The 21395-nt window shown below is 27.8% G+C and carries 17 protein-coding genes; 8 read left to right on the forward strand and 9 right to left on the reverse strand.

Translation table 11 applies throughout. The features are described 5' to 3' along the window. Window positions 1-68: 68 nt before the first annotated feature. Window positions 69-1676, reverse strand: coding sequence for a peptide ABC transporter substrate-binding protein (locus BHYOB78_RS02145; RefSeq protein WP_020064334.1), 1608 nt, complete (start codon window positions 1674-1676; stop codon window positions 69-71). 744 nt (window positions 1677-2420) lie between these two features. On the opposite strand from BHYOB78_RS02145, the gene BHYOB78_RS02150 reads away from it, so the two are divergent. The 8 genes from BHYOB78_RS02150 to BHYOB78_RS02185 all read left to right on the forward strand — a co-directional run bounded on the left by BHYOB78_RS02150 (window position 2421) and on the right by BHYOB78_RS02185 (window position 12554). Beyond that, entirely contained in the window at window positions 2421-3767 is a 1347-nt protein-coding gene (locus BHYOB78_RS02150) for a butyryl-CoA:acetate CoA-transferase (RefSeq protein ID WP_012671715.1), read from the forward strand. A 64-nt stretch (window positions 3768-3831) separates the two neighbouring features. After that, window positions 3832-5751 (forward strand): acyl-CoA dehydrogenase family protein, encoded by a 1920-nt coding sequence (locus tag BHYOB78_RS13680; protein WP_012671716.1) that lies wholly within the window; start codon window positions 3832-3834, stop codon window positions 5749-5751. A 40-nt stretch (window positions 5752-5791) separates the two neighbouring features. Further along, window positions 5792-7006, forward strand: a complete 1215-nt coding sequence (locus BHYOB78_RS02160; RefSeq protein ID WP_012671717.1) for an FprA family A-type flavoprotein — start codon at window positions 5792-5794, stop codon at window positions 7004-7006. A 140-nt stretch (window positions 7007-7146) separates the two neighbouring features. Then, on the forward strand, window positions 7147-8766 hold the full coding sequence (locus BHYOB78_RS02165) for a hypothetical protein (RefSeq protein ID WP_012671718.1): 1620 nt from the start codon (window positions 7147-7149) through the stop codon (window positions 8764-8766). Between the two features lie 87 nt (window positions 8767-8853). Continuing rightward, a complete protein-coding gene (gene prfA, locus BHYOB78_RS02170; RefSeq protein ID WP_020064333.1) occupies window positions 8854-9930 on the forward strand; it encodes a peptide chain release factor 1 in 1077 nt (358 codons plus the stop codon). 17 nt (window positions 9931-9947) lie between these two features. Continuing rightward, on the forward strand, window positions 9948-10658 hold the full coding sequence (locus BHYOB78_RS02175; protein ID WP_012671720.1) for a hypothetical protein: 711 nt from the start codon (window positions 9948-9950) through the stop codon (window positions 10656-10658). A 22-nt stretch (window positions 10659-10680) separates the two neighbouring features. Further along, a complete protein-coding gene (locus BHYOB78_RS02180) occupies window positions 10681-12120 on the forward strand; it encodes a spiro-SPASM protein (RefSeq protein WP_012671721.1) in 1440 nt (479 codons plus the stop codon). A 2-nt stretch (window positions 12121-12122) separates the two neighbouring features. Next, a complete protein-coding gene (locus BHYOB78_RS02185; RefSeq protein ID WP_020064332.1) occupies window positions 12123-12554 on the forward strand; it encodes a hypothetical protein in 432 nt (143 codons plus the stop codon). A 51-nt stretch (window positions 12555-12605) separates the two neighbouring features. Here the strand turns inward: BHYOB78_RS02185 and BHYOB78_RS02190 are convergent, their stop codons facing one another. From BHYOB78_RS02190 to BHYOB78_RS02225, 8 genes are all read right to left on the reverse strand, one after another. Then, window positions 12606-13592, reverse strand: a complete 987-nt coding sequence (locus tag BHYOB78_RS02190) for a sugar phosphate nucleotidyltransferase (RefSeq protein WP_012671723.1) — start codon at window positions 13590-13592, stop codon at window positions 12606-12608. A 16-nt stretch (window positions 13593-13608) separates the two neighbouring features. Further along, window positions 13609-14163 (reverse strand): DJ-1 family glyoxalase III, encoded by a 555-nt coding sequence (locus tag BHYOB78_RS02195; protein ID WP_028331317.1) that lies wholly within the window; start codon window positions 14161-14163, stop codon window positions 13609-13611. A gap of 102 nt (window positions 14164-14265) precedes the next feature. After that, window positions 14266-14847, reverse strand: coding sequence for a tetratricopeptide repeat protein (locus BHYOB78_RS02200; protein ID WP_012671725.1), 582 nt, complete (start codon window positions 14845-14847; stop codon window positions 14266-14268). 135 nt (window positions 14848-14982) lie between these two features. Beyond that, window positions 14983-15615 carry a bifunctional 4-hydroxy-2-oxoglutarate aldolase/2-dehydro-3-deoxy-phosphogluconate aldolase gene (locus BHYOB78_RS02205; RefSeq protein WP_012671726.1) on the reverse strand — a complete coding sequence of 211 codons (633 nt, stop codon included), beginning with the start codon at window positions 15613-15615 and terminating at the stop codon, window positions 14983-14985. A 46-nt stretch (window positions 15616-15661) separates the two neighbouring features. Continuing rightward, window positions 15662-17068 (reverse strand): glucuronate isomerase, encoded by a 1407-nt coding sequence (uxaC, locus tag BHYOB78_RS02210; RefSeq protein ID WP_012671727.1) that lies wholly within the window; start codon window positions 17066-17068, stop codon window positions 15662-15664. A 78-nt stretch (window positions 17069-17146) separates the two neighbouring features. Continuing rightward, window positions 17147-18214 (reverse strand): mannonate dehydratase, encoded by a 1068-nt coding sequence (gene uxuA / locus BHYOB78_RS02215; protein WP_020064331.1) that lies wholly within the window; start codon window positions 18212-18214, stop codon window positions 17147-17149. Between the two features lie 25 nt (window positions 18215-18239). Then, window positions 18240-19865, reverse strand: coding sequence for a mannitol dehydrogenase family protein (locus BHYOB78_RS02220; RefSeq protein WP_020064330.1), 1626 nt, complete (start codon window positions 19863-19865; stop codon window positions 18240-18242). A 67-nt stretch (window positions 19866-19932) separates the two neighbouring features. After that, on the reverse strand, window positions 19933-21372 hold the full coding sequence (locus tag BHYOB78_RS02225) for an MFS transporter (RefSeq protein WP_020064329.1): 1440 nt from the start codon (window positions 21370-21372) through the stop codon (window positions 19933-19935). Between the last annotated feature and the right edge of the window lie 23 nt (window positions 21373-21395).

The raw sequence follows: 21395 nt of genomic DNA on the forward strand, positions 1-21395 counted from the left end.
ACTATATTGTAGTATAAAATTATAAAAAGTACAAATTTATATTGATAAAATATGTAATTTATTTATTATTATTCTAAATAGCAATAATTAAATCTATGTCTTCCAAATGGATTTAAAACAAGATCTTTTAGATTAGGAGACACTATAAATGAATCAGATCTATAATATAAAGGTATAATAGGCATTTCATCTAATAGTATAGCTTCAGCCTTTTTCATATTTTCCATTCTTAATCCATTATTTGTGTATATTGTTTTAGCTTCTGTTATTAGATTATCATATTGAGCATTAGAAAATCCTGAATGATTGACTCCTCCGTAGCTAACCATAACATCAAGCATAGTCATAGGATCATGATAATCTCCAGTCCAACCCATTCTTGCAATTTGATATTTCTTTTTTGTAAGAGCAAGTAATGTAACAGGAAATTCTTCTTCAATTAATTCAACATCAATATTTAAATTATCTTTCCACATTGTTTGTATGGCTTTTCCTACTTCATAAAATAAACCAGGAGATACTTTAAGCTCTAAAATAGGATAATTATCCCCATTAGGGAATCCTGCTTCAGCCATTAATTCTTTGGCTTTTATTATATTTTCATTATGTTTATCGATATTTATAAAATTTGATGACTCTTCTCTAAAATAAAATCTTTCCCCTTTTACGGCAGGCGGTACAAATGCTCCTGCCGGTGTTTGAGCTCCTTTAACTACATGTTCTATTAAGTATTTTCTGTCTATAGCTAATGATAAAGCCTGTCTTACCTTTTTGTCATTTAATGCATTATTAGTTATATTCAATTCCAAATAAATTGTTCCTATAGCGTCATTTGCTCTGATATATCCTTGTTCAATAAGATATTCTATTTCACCAGGAGAAGGCTCTAAAGCCGAGAAATGCAATTCATTGTTTCGTATTTTTTCTACCATATCAAAAACATCTGCACTTGGTATAAAAGTAAGTCTTTTTGCTATTATTTCATTTTTATCATAATAGAAAGGGTTTTCTTCAAATACTATTTTTTCATCTTTTATTCTCTCTTTAAGTATATATTGTCCGTTACATACATAAGTCTTTGGTTTTAATGTCCATTTATCACCATATTTTTCTATTATATCTTTTCTTAAAGGCAGGAATACTCCAGAAGATGCCAGAAAATCTAAGAAATACAAAGAAGGTGTCTCTAATACCACTTTTAATGTAGTATCATTGATAGTTTCTACACCTAAATCACTAATATCCATAATACCAAGATTGATATTTTTGGCATTTTTTATTATATCAAGCATATATGAATATGAAGAGTTAAGTTTTTTATCTAAAGCCCTTTTCCAGCTATATTCGAAATCATTTGCTGTTACAGGCTTACCATCAGACCATTTTGCATTAGTTCTTAAATAGAATATATAAGTCATTCCATCTTCAGAAATATCCCATCTTTCAGCCATACCAGGGATAATATTATTATTTTTGTCTATTTTTGTAAGGCCTTCAAAAGCATGTAATATATAAGTACCTACTACCCCTATGGAGTTTAGTGTAGGATCTATAGTTACAGGCTCGCTTCCCATATTAATTATTATATCTCTTTTCGGATCTATTACAGTACTTTTTTTATTACAGGAAATTATTATAAGCAATGTAAAAATAAATAATATTTTTTTTATATTCACAGATGCCTCCTGATAAAATTGTTACAATATAATATTATATTCTATTTTGTATAAAGTCAATATATTGTAAATATTGAACATAATTCTATAATATATAATTATTATTTATTGCTATTTATTATTATAAATATATTTAAAGTTTGATATAGTATAAATTTATTTGTATAATGTCTTTAATAATGTCGTTAATATTTTTTTTAATAAGAATTAGTGATTTATATTTTGTATAATAGTTTAAAATAATGATATAATTTTTGTATATTATTAGTATTTATTACATATTAGTAATATTTATTAAATTGATTATTATTTTTTTATCAAATTTATAGCTAATTTATATTGTATACTAATACCCGGTATAATTATATTAATTAAATGACTTATATTAATATAAATTAGATAATAAATATGAAATTATTATAAAAATTGGAATTTTAATGTATATGAATACATTAAAATAGAGATGATAAACTAAACAAAACAGTATAATTTTAATATTAGTAACTTTATTTTTAATAAAAAGATTTTAATATTTTATATTTTACAATTTAAAACATATATTTTTCACAATAAATATTATTTATTAATGTATCTTTTAGAATAAAAAATTAAATAAAATAAATTTTTTTATAAATAAAATTAAAAAAAATGCTCGCAAATGAAAATTCAATTGACAATTGAATTTAATTTTACTATACTAGAGTTTATTAAAATAACTATTAAAAAATTAATCGGAGGTATTTCATGGATTTCAAAGCCTTATATAAACAAAAATTAACAACTGCAGATGAAGCAGTCAAAGTTATAAAATCTGGTGATTGGATTGACTATGGTTGGGTTACTGCTACAGTAATAGATTTGGATAAAGCTTTAGCAAAAAGATTGCCTGAATTAACAGATCTTAATTTCAGAGGCGGTATATTAATGTGGGAGCCTGAAATTTTTAAGATAGAGAATCCTGAAAAACATATAACTTGGAATTCATGGCATATGTCAGGATTAGAAAGAAAAGCAGTTGATAAAGGTTTTTGTTTCTATGATCCTATTCGTTATTCAGAAATGCCTAGATATTATAGAGAGTTGCCAAGAGGAATAGATGTAGCTATGTTCCAAGTATCAGAAATGGACGAAAACGGCTATTTCAACTTTGGTCCTAATGCTTCACATATGCAGGCTTTAATAGAAAGATCAAAATGCGTAATAGTAGAAGTAAATAAAAATATGCCAAGATGTTTAGGTGCTGCTAATATAGGCGGAGAAGCTGTACATATCAATCAAGTAGATATGATAGTAGAAGGAAGCAACACTCCTATAAAAGAAATGCCAGCAGGCGGTGCTACAGAAGTAGATAAAACAGTAGCTAGACTTATAGTGGAAGAAATACCTAACGGTGCTTGTTTACAATTAGGTATAGGCGGTATGCCTAATGCTGTTGGTTCATTAATAGCAGAATCAGACTTGAAAGATTTAGGTGTTCATACAGAAATGTATGTTGATGCTTTTGTTGATATATCTTTAGCAGGCAAAATTACAGGTTCTAAAAAGAATATAGATAAAGGCAGACAAACTTATGCATTCGGTGCTGGTACTAAGAAATTGTATGATTATATACATAATAACCCTGAATGTTTATCAGCTCCTGTAGATTATACTAATGATGTAAGAGTAATTTCTTCTATAGACAATTTTATGTCAATAAATAATGCTGTAGAAATAGATTTATTCGGACAAGTAAGTGCTGAATCAACAGGATTCAAACATATAAGCGGAGCAGGCGGACAATTAGACTTCGTATTAGGAGCTTATTTATCTAAAGGCGGAAAAAGCTTTATCTGCTTATCTTCAACAGTAACAGGAAAAGACGGACAATTAAAATCAAGAATAGTTCCAAGTTTTGCTAATGGTACTGTAATTACAGATACTAGAGCTAATACTCATTATGTAGTAACAGAATATGGTAAAGTTAACTTAAAAGGTTTAACTACTTGGCAAAGAGCTGAGGCTTTAATCTCTATAGCACACCCTGATTTGAGAGATGGCTTAATAAAAGAGGCAGAAAAAGCAAAAATTTGGAGAAAGAGTAACAAATAAATTTGAATATTGATGATCATTTTTATATACTATTAAATAAATAATATTGTTAAAGGAGAAGCAAATGTTTAAAACAACAGAAAAGCATGAAGAACTTCGTGCCAAAATTAGGGCATGGGCTGAAGAAGTTGTAACTCCAATAGCTCATGAGCACGATCAGACAGGTAAATTCCCAACAGAAGCTGTAAAACAATTAGGTAAAGGCGGATTAGATATAATGGGTTTGCCTTTTGAAACAAAATACGGCGGAGCAGGATTTGATAATATTGCTTATGCTATAGCTGTAGAAGAGCTTTCAAGAGTAGACGGAAGTATGGGTGTAATTTTATCAGCTCATTGTTCTTTAGGTAGTTATCCTATCTACGCTTTCGGTACTGAAGAACAAAAGAAAAAATATTTAGTTCCTCTTGCTGAAGGTAAAAGATTAGGTGCTTTCGGTTTAACAGAACCAGAAGCTGGATCTGATGCTGGCGGTACAGAAACTACTGCTGAATTAAAAGGTGATCACTATATATTGAATGGTGAGAAAATATTCATAACTAACTCTATAGAAGCTGAAAGTTATGTAGTATTCGCTGTTACTACTCCTGGTATCGGAACTAAAGGTATCAGTGCTTTCATAGTTGAAAAAGGTTGGGAAGGTTTTGAATTTGGTGAAAAATACGACAAATTAGGAATTCGTGCTTCTGCTACAGCTCAGTTACTTTTCGATAACGTTAAAGTTCCTAAAGAAAACTTGCTTGGTAAAGAAGGACAAGGATTTAAAATTGCTATGCAGACTCTTGACGGCGGTCGTATTGGTATTGCTGCTCAAGCATTAGGTATCGCTCAAGGTGCTTATGAAGCTGCTGTAGCTTATTCTAAAGAAAGAATACAGTTCGGACGTCCTATCGCTCAGCAACAAGCTATCGCTTTCAAACTTGCTGATATGGCTACTAAATTACGTGCTGCTAGACTTCTTATCTACAGTGCTGCTGCTATGAAAGACAGACATGAACCTTATGGTACTGAATCTGCTATGGCTAAATTATACGCTTCTGAAATAGGTTTGGAAGTTGTAAACCAAGCTCTTCAAATCCATGGCGGTAACGGATATATTAAAGGTGCTTATATAGTAGAAAGAGCTTATCGTGATGCTAAAATTTGTACTATTTATGAAGGTACAAGTGAAATACAAAAAGTTGTTATTTCTGCTGCTATACTTGGTAAAATGCCTAAATCTCCTGTTGCTGCTGCTGGTCCTATGGCTAAAAAAGGTCCTATCACTGGTGAAAGAAGAAATATCATCTTCAAAGAAGGTTCAGCTCAAGATAAAGTTGACGCTTTAGTAGCTGCTCTTAAGAAAGATGGAATTGACTTCTCTGTAGGTATTGACATTAATACACCTATCGTTAATGCTGAAAGAGTTGTTTCTGCTGGTAAAGGTATCGGTGCTAAAGAAAACATGAAACTTGTTGAGGACTTAGCTAAAGCTGCTGGTGCTGCTATAGGTTGTTCTCGCCCTGTTGCTGAAGAATTGAAATACTTACCTATCATCAGATATGTTGGTATGTCAGGTCAGAAATTCAATGGTAACTTATATATAGCTTGCGGTATTTCAGGTGCTAACCAACACTTGAAAGGTATCAAAAACGCTTCTATCATTGTAGCTATCAACGTTAAAGGTTCTGCTAAAATCTTCAAAAATGCTGACTATGGTATAGTTGGAGATGTTAAAGAAATCCTTCCATTACTTACTAAAGCTCTTGATACTGGTGCTAAGAAACCTGCAGAAGTACCATATAAGAAAATGAAAAAGATTACTCCTAAGAAAACAATCGAATTACCTAAAATCTATGTATGTAGCGGTTGTGGTTATGAGTATAATCCATTCATTGGTGATCCAGAATCTGAAATAGCTCCAGGTACAGACTTTACAGCTCTTCCAGAGGAATGGGTATGTCCTGAATGTAGTGAAGAAAAAGCTAACTTCATTAAGGCTTAAGTTATAAATAATTTTAATAATTTTTTTGAGGAGGAAAATAATGCATTGCGTTAGAAAAGTTACTGAAGATTTATATTGGGTTGGAGCGAATGAACATCGCTTGGCTCTATTTGAAAATGTACACCCTTTAACTAAAGGTGTTTCTTATAACTCTTATGTTCTTTTAGATGAAAAAACAGTTCTTTTTGATACAGTTGACTGGGCTGTTTGCAGACAATTCTTAGATAACTTAGAATATGTTTTAAACGGTAAAAAACTTGACTATATGGTTATTAACCACATGGAACCAGACCACGCTGCTTCTATAGATGAAGTTTTAATCAGACACCCTGAAACTAAAGTTATAGCTACTGAAAAAGCTTTCATGTTCATGGATCAGTTTGGATTCACTATTCCTGAAGATAAAAAAGAACAAGTAAAAGAAGGCGATAGCAAAAAATTCGGTAAACACGAAGTTGCTTTCGTAGCTGCTCAAATGGTACACTGGCCAGAAGCTATGGTTACTTTTGATACTACTAATGGAGTATTATTCTCTGCTGACGCTTTCGGTTCTTTCATCGCTTTAGACGGAAGATTATTCAATGACGAAGTTAACTTCGACAGAGATTGGTTAGATGAGGCTAGAAGATATTATACTAACATCGTTGGTAAATATGGCCCTCACGTACAAAACTTGCTCAAAAAAGCTGGCGGAATTATTGACAAAATTAAAATGTTCTGTCCTTTACATGGACCTATTTGGAGAAACAATCTAGGTTATATCCTTGATAAATACAACAAATGGAGTACTTATGAGCCTGAAGAAAAAGGTGTATTAATCGTATATGCTTCTATGTATGGTAATACTGAAAATATGGTTGGCGTTTTAGCTGCTAAATTGGCTGAAAAAGGTGTTACTAATATAGCTATGCATGATGTATCTAGCACTCACGTTTCTTACTTGATCGCTGATACTTTCAAATTAAGCCACGTTGTATTAGCTTCTGTTACTTACAACCTTAATATTTATCCTCCAATGCATAACTATTTAGATGATATGAGAGCTCTTAACGTTCAAAAACGTAAGTTCGCTATCATAGAAAATGGTTCTTGGGCTCCTAAATCTGGTGCTTTAATGCAAGAATTCATTGAAAATAACTTGAAACAATGTGAAATCTTAGATGCACAAGTTTCTGTTTCTTCTTCTATGAAAGCTGCTAACGTTGGTGAAATGGACGCTTTAGTAGACGCTATAGTTGAATCTATTAATAAATAATGATACCATAATTATTTATTAATCTATATAATAAAGACCGATTCAGGTGATAAACTTGAATCGGTTTTTTATTAAACCATTTTTAAATTTTGACGAAGATAAAAATAATATAGATAATATAAATAAGGAAATAATTTTTTATGGTAAGTATTAAAAGACAAAGACAGATTAAGTTATTTTTTATATTATCTATTATATTAATTGTAATAATTTCTTTATTTATTATATTTGGATACTTTCCTTATGGACTTCATAAAAAAGATATGTCCGAAGTGAAAATACCTAAAGATAATATTGCCTATGTAAGCGTTAAAAGTCTTGATAAAAGTATACTTAAATTTTCTGATTCCATATATGCTTATAGAATATCTCATGATGAATCTATGTATGATTTTTCTATTTTACTTAGAAAAGCAGGTGCATTTGCAGACAGATTAAGAACAAATGATAATTTTTTTATTAAAATGGCTTCTAAACCTATGTTGAGAAGAAATTCTGCTTTACTTTTTTGGGGATATAATGGAAATTTAGATAACTCAGAAATATTTTATTTATTTGATATAGGAAGATTAAATTCATTTATATTCAGTTCATTTTTTAATTCTGAAAGTTTGACTATAGATAATATTACTTATGAATTGAAAAAAGTTAACTATAATGGAAATAAAATATATGCTTTAGATAATGGAAGTCCTTATTTCTTTTTTACTTTCTATAAAGGACTTTTGATAATTACTAAAAATTACAATCATGTAAAAAAATTGATTGATTTTTTGAATTCTGATGCAAGCGGTATTGATGAAGTAGAATTACTTAATAATGTTGAAAATAAATATGAGTCAGATATTTCATTCTATATTAACAAACAACTATTTGATTATAATAAATGTGAAGGCTCTTTATTATTCACACCATTACAATATTTTAACAATGCATATACTATATATGGAAATGCAAAAATAAATAATGATAATGGATTAATGGATATTTTTGTTGATTATGAATATGGCGGATCTGAAAGATATTCTCTTTATGGTTTAGAGGGACAAATAGATATACAGAATTATTTACCTAAAGAAAGAACTGTTATGTATTTTGCTTTGAAATCATATTTGGCAGGACTTTATCCTATAATGTACAATGATTTAAAAATGGATCATAATAATAAATTATATTCTGAATTATACAATTTATTTACAAAGATGAATGATGTTTATTCATTTGGAAGTATTATAAATGATTTGTATGGGGAGATGGCTGTAGCATATATAGAATCAAAAAGATCTGAATTGATATATCCTGTGATGATTTTTAATATAGAAAATGATGCTGCTTTGCTTCCTAAATTGGAGGTGGCATTATTAGAAAAATATCCTAATCTTATCAAAAAAGAAAGAAATTATAATAACCGTTATATATATTCTTATGATTTAAATAATGGAAATATGTTCTATTATACTTTTGTAGATAAAGTATATTTTGTAAGTGAGAATGAAAAGGCTATAGAAACAATTATAGACAGCGTTTATGACGGAGAGTCTTTAGATAGTTATATAAAAACTCAAATATCTAAAAATATTAATCCTGATTATGTATTTACAATACAGCTTTCAAAATCTCAGGATATTTTAAGATATTTCAATATACCTTTAAGAACTTGGAGTTATCCTAACAGTATAATAATAGGTTCTACTATTAATTCTAATTATACCCATGTTAATATAGATTTTAAGGCTAATTTTAATAGTGTAAGTAAATAATTTTAATAGTTGTCAAAAATTATAATAGTTGATAAATATCATTATTTGTATATAATTATACTTATTTTTTGGAGTGAAATTTATTTTATGTCAATAATTGATAAACTGTCATTGGTAGAAAAAACTTATGAAGATATAGTGCAGAAACTTAATGATGCTAATATAAAGGATAATAGAGTTATACAGGATTTGATGAAAAAAAAATCAGAAATAGAAGATATTGTAGAAGAATATAAAAAATTAAAAGTAGTATTAAAAGAGATAGAAGAATCTAATGAAATGGTTAATAATCCTGAGACTGATAAAGAACTTAAAGACATGGCGCTATTAGAGATAGAGGATCTTAATCAAAAGAAAGAAGATATAGTAAACGGGCTTAGACTTCTTTTACTTCCTAAAGATAAAAATGACGGAAAGAATATTATAGTTGAGATTAGAGTAGGTACAGGAGGAGATGAATCTGCTTTATTTGTAGGCGATTTATTTAGAATGTATACTCGTTTTATAGAAAGAACTAATTTAAAAATGGAAATAATAGATACTAGTCCTACTGAGCTTGGAGGATATAAAGAGGTTATATTTTCAGTATCCGGTAAAGATGCTTATAGAACATTAAAATTTGAAAGCGGTACTCATCGCGTACAAAGAATACCTGCTACAGAGTCAGGAGGAAGAATACATACATCAGCTTCTACAGTTGCTGTTATGCCTGAAGCTATGGAAAGCGATGTTGTTATAAAAGATGAAGATATAAGAGTGGATATATTCCGTTCGAGCGGACCTGGAGGACAGTCTGTTAATACTACTGATAGTGCTGTTAGAATTACGCATTTGCCTACAGGATTGGTTGTGCAGTGTCAGGATGAAAAGAGTCAGCATAAGAATAAGGCAAAGGCATTAAAAGTTCTTCGTGCTAGGATATATGAGAAAGAAGAGGCTGAAAGAAAGGCTAAGGAAGCTAAGGAAAGAAGAGAACAGATTGGTTCAGGTGATAGAAGTGAGAGAATAAGAACTTATAATTTCCCTCAAAATAGGGTTACAGATCATAGAATAAATGTTACTCTTTATAAATTGGATAGATTTATGGATGGTGAAATTACAGAGATAACTGATGCTTTATTTAAAAAAGAGCAAGAGGATATGCTTGCTTCATATTCTGATTAATACTTTATGAGTTATTTATGAAAGATATAGAAAATATATTAGGCGAAGAAAAAATTATTCATAAATTATATGATGATGATCCTGTTATTAGATATATAAAAAGTTTTGATAATGTTTTATATGCTGATTATTCTTATAGAGGAAATGATAGTTATGAAACTGATGATTCCTTGATTGGGTTATTTGCTTATCATAAAGATGATAAATATTTATTTGGTGAATTTGGATATTTTAAAGAAAATAGAGAAGAATTAAAACTTATTGTAAGCGATTATCCTGAATATATAACTTTGGATAATTATGAACTTACTAATGAAAAATTTAATGATTTAATTAATTTACATAATATTTCTATGAATCAGTTCAGTGCTTTAATGATAGGTAAAAATGAAATAGATGATATAAAATCTAATTCTTTGAAAAAAATAACTTTAGATGAATATATAGAAATTTTTCCGCATAGATATATAAATAACAGAATAAGATTTTCATCAAAATATAAACGATTTGAAAGAATATATATAGATGATATATCAGAAGATTTAATTTATAGATGTTCTTATTGCGGGGCTTCTAATTTATCTAAGTTAATAAATAATGATATTAATAACTTGCATGATATAGATACTTTTTATTATGATGATAACAATATAGAAAAGAGTTTATATATATGTAAAGTATGCGGTTTGATATCAAGAAGTCCTGATAATATTATGGATTATATTTAATTAATTTTATAAGAGGTAAAAGATGAGTTTTTTAATATTAGCTGATAAAACTTTTTCTAATGAGTTTTCTAAAGAATTTGATAATATCTTCAATGATAAAATTAATATTTTGAAAGATAAATTAAACTGTGATGTTAAATATATAGAGAATAATGATCTTGAAATAATAGAAAATTATTTAAATAACATATATAAAGAAAGTGAAAATTATGACAATATAATTTATATACCTGGTAATATGCCTTTATTTAATGAAGATGAAACAGTTAAATTAACTAAGATACATGAGGAAAATATATCATATTTTAGTTATGGTGAAAATTATCCTGCAGGCATAGTACCTTTTATAATAAGAAGAACTGCTTTTGAAAAGTTATTTAATATTATAAAAACAAAAGATATTAAAGTATCTGAAAATGCTATAAATAATATTGTATTCGTTGATCCTAACTTTTTTGAAATAGAAATACTTATATCTGAACATGATATGAGATATTACAGACTTTCACTTTTTGCTGATAGTAAAAGAAATGCTATTTTAATAAAAAAACTTATTAATTATAAAGATTATAATGAAATGGTTAAGGCAATAGAAGAAAATCCAAACATTAGAAGAACATTGCCTTCATTTGTAGAAATAGATATTAATAACAGACAAAATGTATTAAATAAATATTTATTGAAAAATGAAACTATAAAAAATGAAATTTCAAAAGAAGAAAAAAATATTACTTTAGATGAGTTTAAGAGTATATATGATAAGATTTATGATTTTTGCGGTGATTTTCATATGTCTATAGGCAGTTATTATGAACCGCTTTTAAATAAAGATGTTTTTGAGATATTAGAATATGCTACTAGAAATAAAAATGTTAATGTATATTTAGAAACTAATGCATTGCTTCTTGATAGTGATAAGGCTAAAAGATTATTATCTATGCAGTCAGAAAGGAATAATCTTCATGTTATTATACATTTAGATACTGTGGAAGAAGAAGTTTATAATAAGATATATGATAATGGGGATATAAAAACTACTATATCTAATATAGATTATTATTTGCTTAGAGAGCCTAAAAATACTTATTTACAGATAACAAAGCAAAAAGATAATTTTGATTATTTAGCTTCATATTATAAATATTTTGATAAATATAAAATAGATATAATAATGCAGAAATATTATAATTATAGAGGTATTATAGATGATAATAGAGTAGGTGATATGGCTCCTTTAATTAATATAGGATGCTGGCATTTATCTAGGGATTTATTTATAGATAGTTATGGAGATGTTTATATTTGCCGATTCGATATAAACAAAGAAAAGAAAATAGCTTCCATATATGAAGAAAATTTAGAAAATATATGGAAAAGTCTTGAAAATTATTTTATTGATAATGTTTGCAAAAAATTAGATTTTTGTAATAATTGTGATGAATGGTATTTATATAATTTTTGATTATGGAAAATATAATAGTAAAATATTTGGAATTTGTTTTAGCTTGTTATGTAGTTAGATTTTTAGCTACTAGATTCATATCAGAATTTCAATCAGTTAAAAAATTTTATTATAGAAGAGAAATATTGCCAGGGGTTCGTAATTGGAATAATAGAATAAAAATGATGTATTACTTTGAATTTTTTTCTTTTCTTCAAAGTTTATTAATAGCATTGTTTTTTATGATATTTTTTAATTTTGTTCCTTTAAAAGCTCATATAAAATTGTTCATAGGATTTTTAACATACTCATCTTTTATAATAGCAGATAAAGTGAGATTCTCAATACTTCTTACTAATTATCCATATTCACTTTTGATGATGGATACAGGTATATTTTTATTTGTAAGTTTTCTGCAGTTTATTGTAATGGCTTTTATGAATGCTACTTTATAAAAATAAAGGAAGTCAATATGACTTCCTTTTTATCCTTTTATAATAAAGAAATTAATTTTGTTCTATAGTGATGGAAGCACCTATATCCATTGAATGAGTTTTTCCTTTATATGTAACCTTTTCAGATATTATAGAATTATCCATAAATGCATTAGATATATTTACTTCTTCAAATATAATGCTATTTTTTAATATGGAATTTTCTATTTTAGAATTCTTTCCAATATGTACATACGGTCCTATTACAGAATTTTCTATTTTTACATCTTTATCTATGAATACAGGAGGTATTATAGCAGTGTCTTTTATACCCTTGCTTAATATATCATGTTTTATAATAGATTTATTTGTTTCTATCATGGTAGATTTTTCGCCGCAGTCATACCAGCCGTCTAATTTGAATGTTTTGAATACTATTGATTTTTCTATCATATATTCTAAAGCATCTGTAAGCTGATATTCATTTTTAGTTTTTATATCATTTTTTATAATGTAATCTATAGCTTCAAATAATTCTTTAGTATTTACTATATTATACATACCTGTGAGAGCTAAATTACTTATAGGTTCTTTGGGTTTTTCAACTAATTTTGTTATAACACCTTGTTCATTCAATATTGCCACTCCGAATCTGCTTGGATTATCAACTTCACATACTCCAAGCGAATTTTCATTTTTACTTACTATATTTGAAAGATTTAATTTGAATATAGTATCTCCTAATATAATAAATATTTTATCATCATCTTTTATATGCTCTTTTGTAAGCGATATTGCATGAGCTAAACCTTTATACTCTTTTTGCTCTACAAATGTAAGTTTTATATTTGTATATTTATTAGTTAGATATTCAATCATTTGATCTTTTAAATAACCAACTATAAATATAACTTCATCCAAATCCTGTATAGAAGATATTTCAGTCATTATAAAATCTATAATGGTAGAACCTGCTATAGGAAGTATTGGTTTAGGTTTTGTTATAGTATGCGGTCTTAATCTAGTGCCTTCTCCGGCTGCTGGTATAATAACTTTCAATTTTTGATCCTTATAATTATTTAATTAATGGTATTAATAAAGCATTTGATAATTCTTCATTAGATCCATTTAAATATTTTACTATTTCTAAAGCAAAGAATACTGTAGTGGCAGGACCTTTAGAAGTAATAATATTATCATCACAAACAACTAAATCTTTTTCTACATATTCGCCGCCTTTTACATGCACTTCGCAGCTAGGGTAGCAAGTATATTTTCCTTTTATAACACCAGCCTCACCTAATACTATAGGAGAAGCACATATTGCAGATACTAGCTTTTTATTTTCATACATATTTCTAAGTATTTCTAAAACTCTCATATCTGCTTTTAAATTATTCATTCCTCCCATTCCGCCTGGAAGAGCTATAGCATCAAAATCATAATTCATTATTTTTTCTAAAGTTGTGTCTGCTTTCAAAAAAATATTATGAGAACCTTTTACTTCTAAATTATCAGTAAGAGAAGCAGTTACAACTTCTATATCTGCTCTTCTTAAAATATCAATGATAGTTACAGCTTCAATTTCCTCAGCTCCTTCTGCTAAGGGTACTAAAACTTTTTTAGACATATTATAATCTCCTTATTTACCATAATTTCCTATTATTATATAATAGTTTATATTTATAATATTGCAAGTAATTCTTTTTTTATAATTAAAATATTATAATTTTTATATATTATTAAGTTTTTCTATAGCTTTTTCATATCCTAAATCTGCTGACTTTTTTAAATATTTTTTAGATTTAAGAATATACTTTTCTTTTATTTCATTTTCTTTTTCATGTTTTGAAAGTATATTGTATAGTTTGTATAGATCATAATATGCTATATAATCTTCAGGATTGAATTCTAATGTTTCTTTTAAATATTTTATTGCTTTTTTATATTTTTTCTTTTTTCTGTATACCACAGACATTAAATAATAGGCATCAGAATAGGCTTTATTTTTTAAAATAACTTTTTCTAAATCTTCTATAGCCTTATCATAATCTTCCTTATCAATATAAACTTCTGCTCTGTAATAATATGCATCACTATCATGCGGATATATTTCTATAGATTTATTATAGGTATCTATTGCTTTATCATAATCTTTTATATCATAATAAATTCTTGCTAAATTATGATAAGCATCCAAATTATTACTATCTACTTCTATAACTTTAAGCAGATCATCAATAGCTTCATTATATCTTTTATTTTGAATATTATTTAATGCACTATAAAAATACTTGTTTTCCTCACTAATCATATTATATATTATCCTATTATATTAAAAATTATAATATATAAATTATACAAAAAATAATAAGTGAATGCAAATTTATTTTATATAAATTTATATTCACTTATATATAAAGTACATGGCAAAATATAAAAAGTTTTATTAATTTTCTAATTCTTTTATTAATTTACTAGCCTCTTCAAATCTTCTTTTTATTTCGCTCCAGTTTTTTTCTTCCATTAAGTTTCTAGGGCATAACCAAGAACCTCCGCATGCAAATACATTTTTATTTTGAAGATATTCTTTTACATTATCAATACTTACACCACCCAAAGGCATAAATTTTACTCCTGTATGCTGATAAACAGGTGCTATATTTTTTATCCAATTAATGCCGCCGTATAAACCAGCATGGAAGAATTTTATATATTTATGTCCGTAAGCTAAACATTGCTCAAGTTCCGCAGGAGTTGCAGCACCAGGTATATAATGATATTTTTTATTTTTAGCATATTCAAGCATAACAGGCTGAAATCCTGGGCTTATTATTATATTTGTTCCTAAATCAAGTATTCTATCAACTTGTTCAGTACTCAAAACTGTAGCAGCTGCTCTTGGAAGAGTAGGGTAGTCTTTAGCTAATATTTCTAAAGCTTTGTATCCGTATTCTGTTCTTAAAGTTAATTCTATAGAAGGAAGAAATTCTAAACAAAGTTCTGCTATGTTTCTTATTTCTTCTTCATTTTCAACAACTACTACAGGTATTATTTTATTTTGTATATATTTTTCCAACATAATAAACTCCATAAAATATAAAACTATAATTTATAATCTATCATACTTAATTATTAAAGTAAATATTAGAATTATTGAAACATATATTTTCTATTATACTTCCTAAATATTTAATATCATTAGGAACTTCACCTTTATCTGCCCATTCTCCTATAATATTGCATAATATTCTTCTAAAATATTCATGTCTTGAATATGATAAGAAACTTCTTGAATCAGTAAGCATTCCTACAAATAAAGCTAATGATCCAGTATTGGCAAGGATTTTTATCTGCTCTTCCATTCCGTCTCTATTATCACAGAACCACCAAGCAGAACCTAACTGCATTTTTCCTTTTATACTGCCTTCTTGAAAGCATCCCATAAGAGTTGAAAGAGGATAATAATCTTTATGATTAAGACTATAAAAAATAATTTTAGGTAAGCCTCCATCATTATTGGCCGTTTTTAATAAAAATGATAATTTTTCTATGATATTAGAATCTCCCACTGAATCATAACCTGTATCAGCACCTAATTTTTTAAACATTACTTCATTATTATTCCTCATAGCGGAAATATGTATTTGCATAACTAAATTTGATTCTTTATATTTTTTTATTAATTTTATAAGAATATATGTTTTATATTTTTCTATATCTTCAAAATTTAATGATTCTTTGTTCATAGCCTTTTTAAAAATAGCATCAATATTTTTTTCATCGTCTAAATTGAAAGGTACTATAGATAATGAACAATCACTTGAAACACATCCTAAACTTTTAAAATAATCTATTCTATTATATAAAGCTTCAGTTAATGAGTTTATATCTTTTATATTTATTTTGCTTGCATTTTCTAGCTTTTTTATATAATCGCTGAAATCAGGCATTTCTATATTTATAGCTTTATCAGGTCTAAAAGATGGAACTACTTTCGTATAAATTTTACCTATTTGAGCTTTTCCTTCATTTATTAATTTATGATATTCTAAATTGTCTGTAGGATCATCAGTAGTACCTATTGTATGAACTTTAAATTTTTTAAGAATATCTTTTACAGTCATATTTTGTAATTTTTGATTAGCTTTTTCCCATATTGTATCAGCATTATCTTCATTAATCACTTCATGAATATCAAAGTATCTTTGAAGCTCCAAGTGACTCCAATGATAAAGAGGATTTCCTATTAAATTAGGAACTGTTTTTACCCAAGCAATAAACTTATCATAATCGGATGCATCGCCTGTTATAAATTTTTCATCTATACCATTAGCCCTCATCATTCTCCATTTATAGTGATCTCCATAAAGCCAAATCTCTGTTATATTTTTAAATTTTTTATTTTCAGCAATTTCTTTTGGATTTAAATGACAATGATAATCAAATATAGGACATTTGCAAGCATAATTATAAAAAAGTGTTTTTGCTGTTTCATTATATAATAAAAAATCTTTATCCATAAAAGTTTTCATAATATTTCCTCCTATAAAATAAAAGCAATACTTTTATAAAATATTATTATAAAAGTATTGCAAGGAATATATATCTAATTATTTACCCATCTTTTCTATAGCTTCCCATAAGCCTTGTAAATAAACTGCTCCTAATGCTCTGTCATAAAGTCCGTATCCAGGCATAGATACTTCATCCCATATAGCTCTTCCATGATCCGGTCTGAATGGACCTTCAAAACCTATATCATAAAATGCTTTCATAATAGCAAACATATCCATAGATCCGTCGCTTGATAAGTGAGCTGCTTCTTGGAATTTACCTGGTGCTGTATGCTCTAAATTTCTTACATGAGCAAAGAAAATTTTGCCTTTTAAACTTCTTATTATATCAGGTATATCATTTTTAGGATTAGAGCCCAAAGAACCAGCACATAATGTTATGCCGTTACAAGGACTATTAACACTATTAACCATTCTTAATATATTTTCTTTATTGACTATTATTCTAGGAAGTCCGAATACAGGCCAAGCAGGATCATCAGGGTGTATAGCCATTTTTATATTGTATTTTTCACATGTAGGCATTATGGCAGTTAAGAAATATTTTAAATTTTCAAATAACTTTTCATCATCAATACCTTTATACATTTCAAAAAGTTCTTTTAATCTGCTTAATCTTTCAGGCTCCCAACCAGGAAGGACAAAACCATTAGAATTTGAATCAATTTGCTCAAACATTTTCTGAGGATCTATTTTATCTATTATATCCTGATCATAAGATAAAACAGTAGAGCCGTCAGGTCTTACTTTAGCTAAATCGCTTCTAGTCCAATCAAATACAGGCATGAAATTATAACATACTAAATTAATTCCCTCTTTACCTAAAACTTCTAATGTTTTTATGTAATTTTCTATATATTTATCTCTGCTTGGAAGTCCTATTTTTATATCATCATGTATATTTACGCTTTCTATACCATATATTTTTAATCCGGCATCTTCTACTTCTTTTTTTATAGCTTTTACATCTTCTTCTTTCCAAGCATCTCCCACTTTACTATCATATAGAGTTGTTATAACCCCTTTTACTCCTGGTATTTGTCTAATTTGTTTTAGAGTTACAGAATCAAAATTCTTTCCAAACCATCTTAAAGTCATTATCATAATAAAAATTCTCCTTCGTTTTTAATTAATTTATATATTTATTCAGACATTCTTTTACAGCATTTTCACTGCATATCATCTCACTGAAATACCTTTCTATTTTTTCTCCAAGATTTATTTCTTTATCATATAAATCAACAGCGAATATAACTTTATTAGAAAGTATAGGCTTTAAATTATTTCCAATACTCTCTTTATTTTTGAATTGAATATTTTTGATATGTTTTTGTAATTCTTCAAGCATAGGATCAGGGCTTATTTCCATTGTTTTTCCATTATCATCAATACCCATTAAATATCTTAGCCAAGCTGCTATAGTTAAAGGTATTGCTATTAATGAAGAAGTATCAAGTCCATTTTTAATGTATGATTTTAAAGTTTCTCCGTATCTTATAGGAATTTTTTGAGAGGTATCAGTAGCTATTCTTTTTGGTGAATCAGGTATATAAGGATTTACTAAACGCTCTTCAATTACCTCTTTTATAAAATCTCTTGGGTTTAAAATTTTCGGATCAGCAACTACTTTCATGCCCTCATCATATCCTATTTTCTCAACTAATTTTTTTAATATAGGATCCTTCATTTCTTCATAGATAAAATCATAATTGAGTAAGCATCCGAATACTGCTAAAGCTGTATGTAAAGGATTTAAACAGGTTGTAACTTTCATTTTCTCTGATGTTTGAACAGTTATTCTGTCAGTTACATATACTCCTGCTTTTTCAAATTCTGCTCTTCCATTAGGAAATAAATCTTCGATAACTAAATACTCGGGAACTTCAGCATTAACAAAAGCGGCCATATTATTATGTCCTACTTTAAATACTGACATTTCTTCAAGCCCTGTTTCTTCTAATTTTTTTGATATAATTTCAGAAGGTCTAGGAGTGATTTTATCAACCATACTTAAAGGAAAAGCAGTTTTTTTATCATCTTCAAGATATTTTATAAAACCTTCATCAGCAAATCCTTTTTTTATCCATTCTTTAGCTATTTCTATAATAGATGATTTTAATTTATCTCCATTATTTGAACAGTTATCTATACTAAGCATAGCTATAGGATAGGCACCGTTTTTGTATCTTTCTAAAAGCATAGCAGCAGAGATACTCATAATGTTTTTTGATTTTAGGGGTCCATTATTAATATCTTCTTTAACTGTAATGTTGTAATCGCCGTTTAAATCTTTTATAGAGTAACCCTTTTCTGTAATAGTAAAACTTGCTACTTGAAGAGAATTTGATATAAATATTTTTTTTAATTCTTCGTAGCTATTTATAAAATCGGCATGTACTACATCAGTTATACTTCCTATAACTTTTTTATCTATATCTCCGCTGCTTTTAATAGATGCTAGAAGAGTGAGATTATCGAAAGGCTTGTAAACTTTATTAATCATTTCATAATCATCATCTCTTCCGGCAGCATGCGTATCTATGGCTATTATACCAGTATCTATTATATTATCATTCAAGAGAGTATCTGCTATCCTTGCTATAAAACCTCTGAATATATTTCCTGCTCCGAAATGAACCCAAGTTGGTTTTTCAGAAGTATTGTTTCTAATCTGCTTTATATCATATTTAGGTATTTTTATATCAGCATTTTCAAAAAAAGTTTTATTATTTAGATTTTCTATATTTAGCTTCATAATATATCCTATATTGGTATACTAGTATTTTAATAAAATAATATAAATAGTCAAGTAAAATTCTTGTTTATGAATTTTTAGCTTTTATTTCAGCTATAGCTCCCTGTATTTCTTCCATTTTTTCTTTAGTAAGCGGATAGAATCTCATAGCTATAATATTAAGTACCCATCCAATCATAGGAGCAAAGAATACACAGAACATAGTTACCCAAAAAATAGCTGCAGAATATGGAGTGTCAGGAGTAGGCTGAGTTTCTTTAAATCCAATCATGGCTATTAATAAACCAACTATAGTAGTGGCAAAAGATGATATGATTTTATCAACACAGCTAAATAATGTACCCATTAAACCAGGAACATATTTTCCGGATCTGTAAGTTTCATAATCAGCACAGTCAGCAGTCATAGGTATAACTATATTTGTTGAAATTCCAGCAAATCCCTGCATAAGTATCCATAATACAATAAACGCTATAGTAAAGAAATTGAGATTTGTAAAGCTCATAGTTTTAGGATCTCCAAATATAAATAATAATGCTAATAATGCCGCAAAAATTATACATCCTATAGTACCGAATAGAAGTGCCTTTCTCTGTCCTAAACGGCTAGCTACAAATTTCATACCTAATATTATAATAATTATACTTGGTATACTATATATAGCAGATACTTCACCGCTAAGTGCATAGTTTCCGCATATTATACCATAAAGCATAACTAAAACTATAGAGTTAGTTTGTATAGTAACAAAAAGCTTACTTGTAGAAGCGGCAATTACAAGCATTTGTATTGCTCTGTTTTTTCTTATAACAGTCCAATAATCTTTAAATGTAATTAATTGCGGCTTTCCAAGTCCGAAATATTCTGTTCTGTCTTTAGTCCATAATCCTATTACAGCCAATGCTGATAAACAACCTGATACAATTATAGTAAATATTAAGAAAGTATTAAAAAAGTCAGCATTAAAACCGCCGTATTTTGGTATCCATATTTTAGAAACTACAATCTGCATACCGGCAAATAATACAACATTGTAACTTCCGTCAAATATAGTAAAATAAGGTCTTTGTTTAGGATCATTAGTAAGACAAGTTTGTGCTGATTTTGTAACAACGCATTGTAAAGTATATCCTATAATATAAACAGCATAAACTAAAATGAAAAATAATAGCCTCATATTTTGAGGTGCTTTATATACAAATTTGTACATTATTATACAAGATATTATCATTACAATATTTCCTGCTACTATAAAAGGTCTATTTTTTCCGAATCTTCCATTTGTTTTATCAAGTAAATACCCTACAAAAGGATCGGTTATGGCATCCCAAATACGCATAACTGTAAGTAGTGTAGATACTAAAACTACTCCTAATCCTAACATTCCTGTAGCATAGTATGATATAAAAAACATAAAGAACATATATAAATTTGTTGCAGTATTGTTAAATGCAAAGAATGCTATTTGCCATATTTTGGCTCTATGATAAGTATTTGTATTATCCATATTATTATATACCTCCGTTTTGT

Source organism: Brachyspira hyodysenteriae ATCC 27164 (assembly GCF_001676785.2).
GTDB classification, from domain to species: domain Bacteria; phylum Spirochaetota; class Brachyspiria; order Brachyspirales; family Brachyspiraceae; genus Brachyspira; species Brachyspira hyodysenteriae.

What these genes read in the sequence shown, in the direction of transcription:
- BHYOB78_RS02150 (WP_012671715.1), top strand. Translation starts at nt 2,421, where the DNA reads ATGGATTTCAAAGCCTTATATAAACAAAAATTAACAACTGCAGATGAA.
- BHYOB78_RS13680 (WP_012671716.1), top strand. Translation starts at nt 3,832, where the DNA reads ATGTTTAAAACAACAGAAAAGCATGAAGAACTTCGTGCCAAAATTAGG.
- BHYOB78_RS02160 (WP_012671717.1), top strand. Translation starts at nt 5,792, where the DNA reads ATGCATTGCGTTAGAAAAGTTACTGAAGATTTATATTGGGTTGGAGCG.
- BHYOB78_RS02165 (WP_012671718.1), top strand. Translation starts at nt 7,147, where the DNA reads ATGGTAAGTATTAAAAGACAAAGACAGATTAAGTTATTTTTTATATTA.
- prfA (WP_020064333.1), top strand. Translation starts at nt 8,854, where the DNA reads ATGTCAATAATTGATAAACTGTCATTGGTAGAAAAAACTTATGAAGAT.
- BHYOB78_RS02175 (WP_012671720.1), top strand. Translation starts at nt 9,948, where the DNA reads ATGAAAGATATAGAAAATATATTAGGCGAAGAAAAAATTATTCATAAA.
- BHYOB78_RS02180 (WP_012671721.1), top strand. Translation starts at nt 10,681, where the DNA reads ATGAGTTTTTTAATATTAGCTGATAAAACTTTTTCTAATGAGTTTTCT.
- BHYOB78_RS02185 (WP_020064332.1), top strand. Translation starts at nt 12,123, where the DNA reads ATGGAAAATATAATAGTAAAATATTTGGAATTTGTTTTAGCTTGTTAT.
- BHYOB78_RS02195 (WP_028331317.1), bottom strand. Translation starts at nt 14,163, where the DNA reads ATGTCTAAAAAAGTTTTAGTACCCTTAGCAGAAGGAGCTGAGGAAATT.
- BHYOB78_RS02200 (WP_012671725.1), bottom strand. Translation starts at nt 14,847, where the DNA reads ATGATTAGTGAGGAAAACAAGTATTTTTATAGTGCATTAAATAATATT.
- BHYOB78_RS02205 (WP_012671726.1), bottom strand. Translation starts at nt 15,615, where the DNA reads ATGTTGGAAAAATATATACAAAATAAAATAATACCTGTAGTAGTTGTT.
- uxaC (WP_012671727.1), bottom strand. Translation starts at nt 17,068, where the DNA reads ATGAAAACTTTTATGGATAAAGATTTTTTATTATATAATGAAACAGCA.
- uxuA (WP_020064331.1), bottom strand. Translation starts at nt 18,214, where the DNA reads ATGATAATGACTTTAAGATGGTTTGGAAAGAATTTTGATTCTGTAACT.
- BHYOB78_RS02220 (WP_020064330.1), bottom strand. Translation starts at nt 19,865, where the DNA reads ATGAAGCTAAATATAGAAAATCTAAATAATAAAACTTTTTTTGAAAAT.
- BHYOB78_RS02225 (WP_020064329.1), bottom strand. Translation starts at nt 21,372, where the DNA reads ATGGATAATACAAATACTTATCATAGAGCCAAAATATGGCAAATAGCA.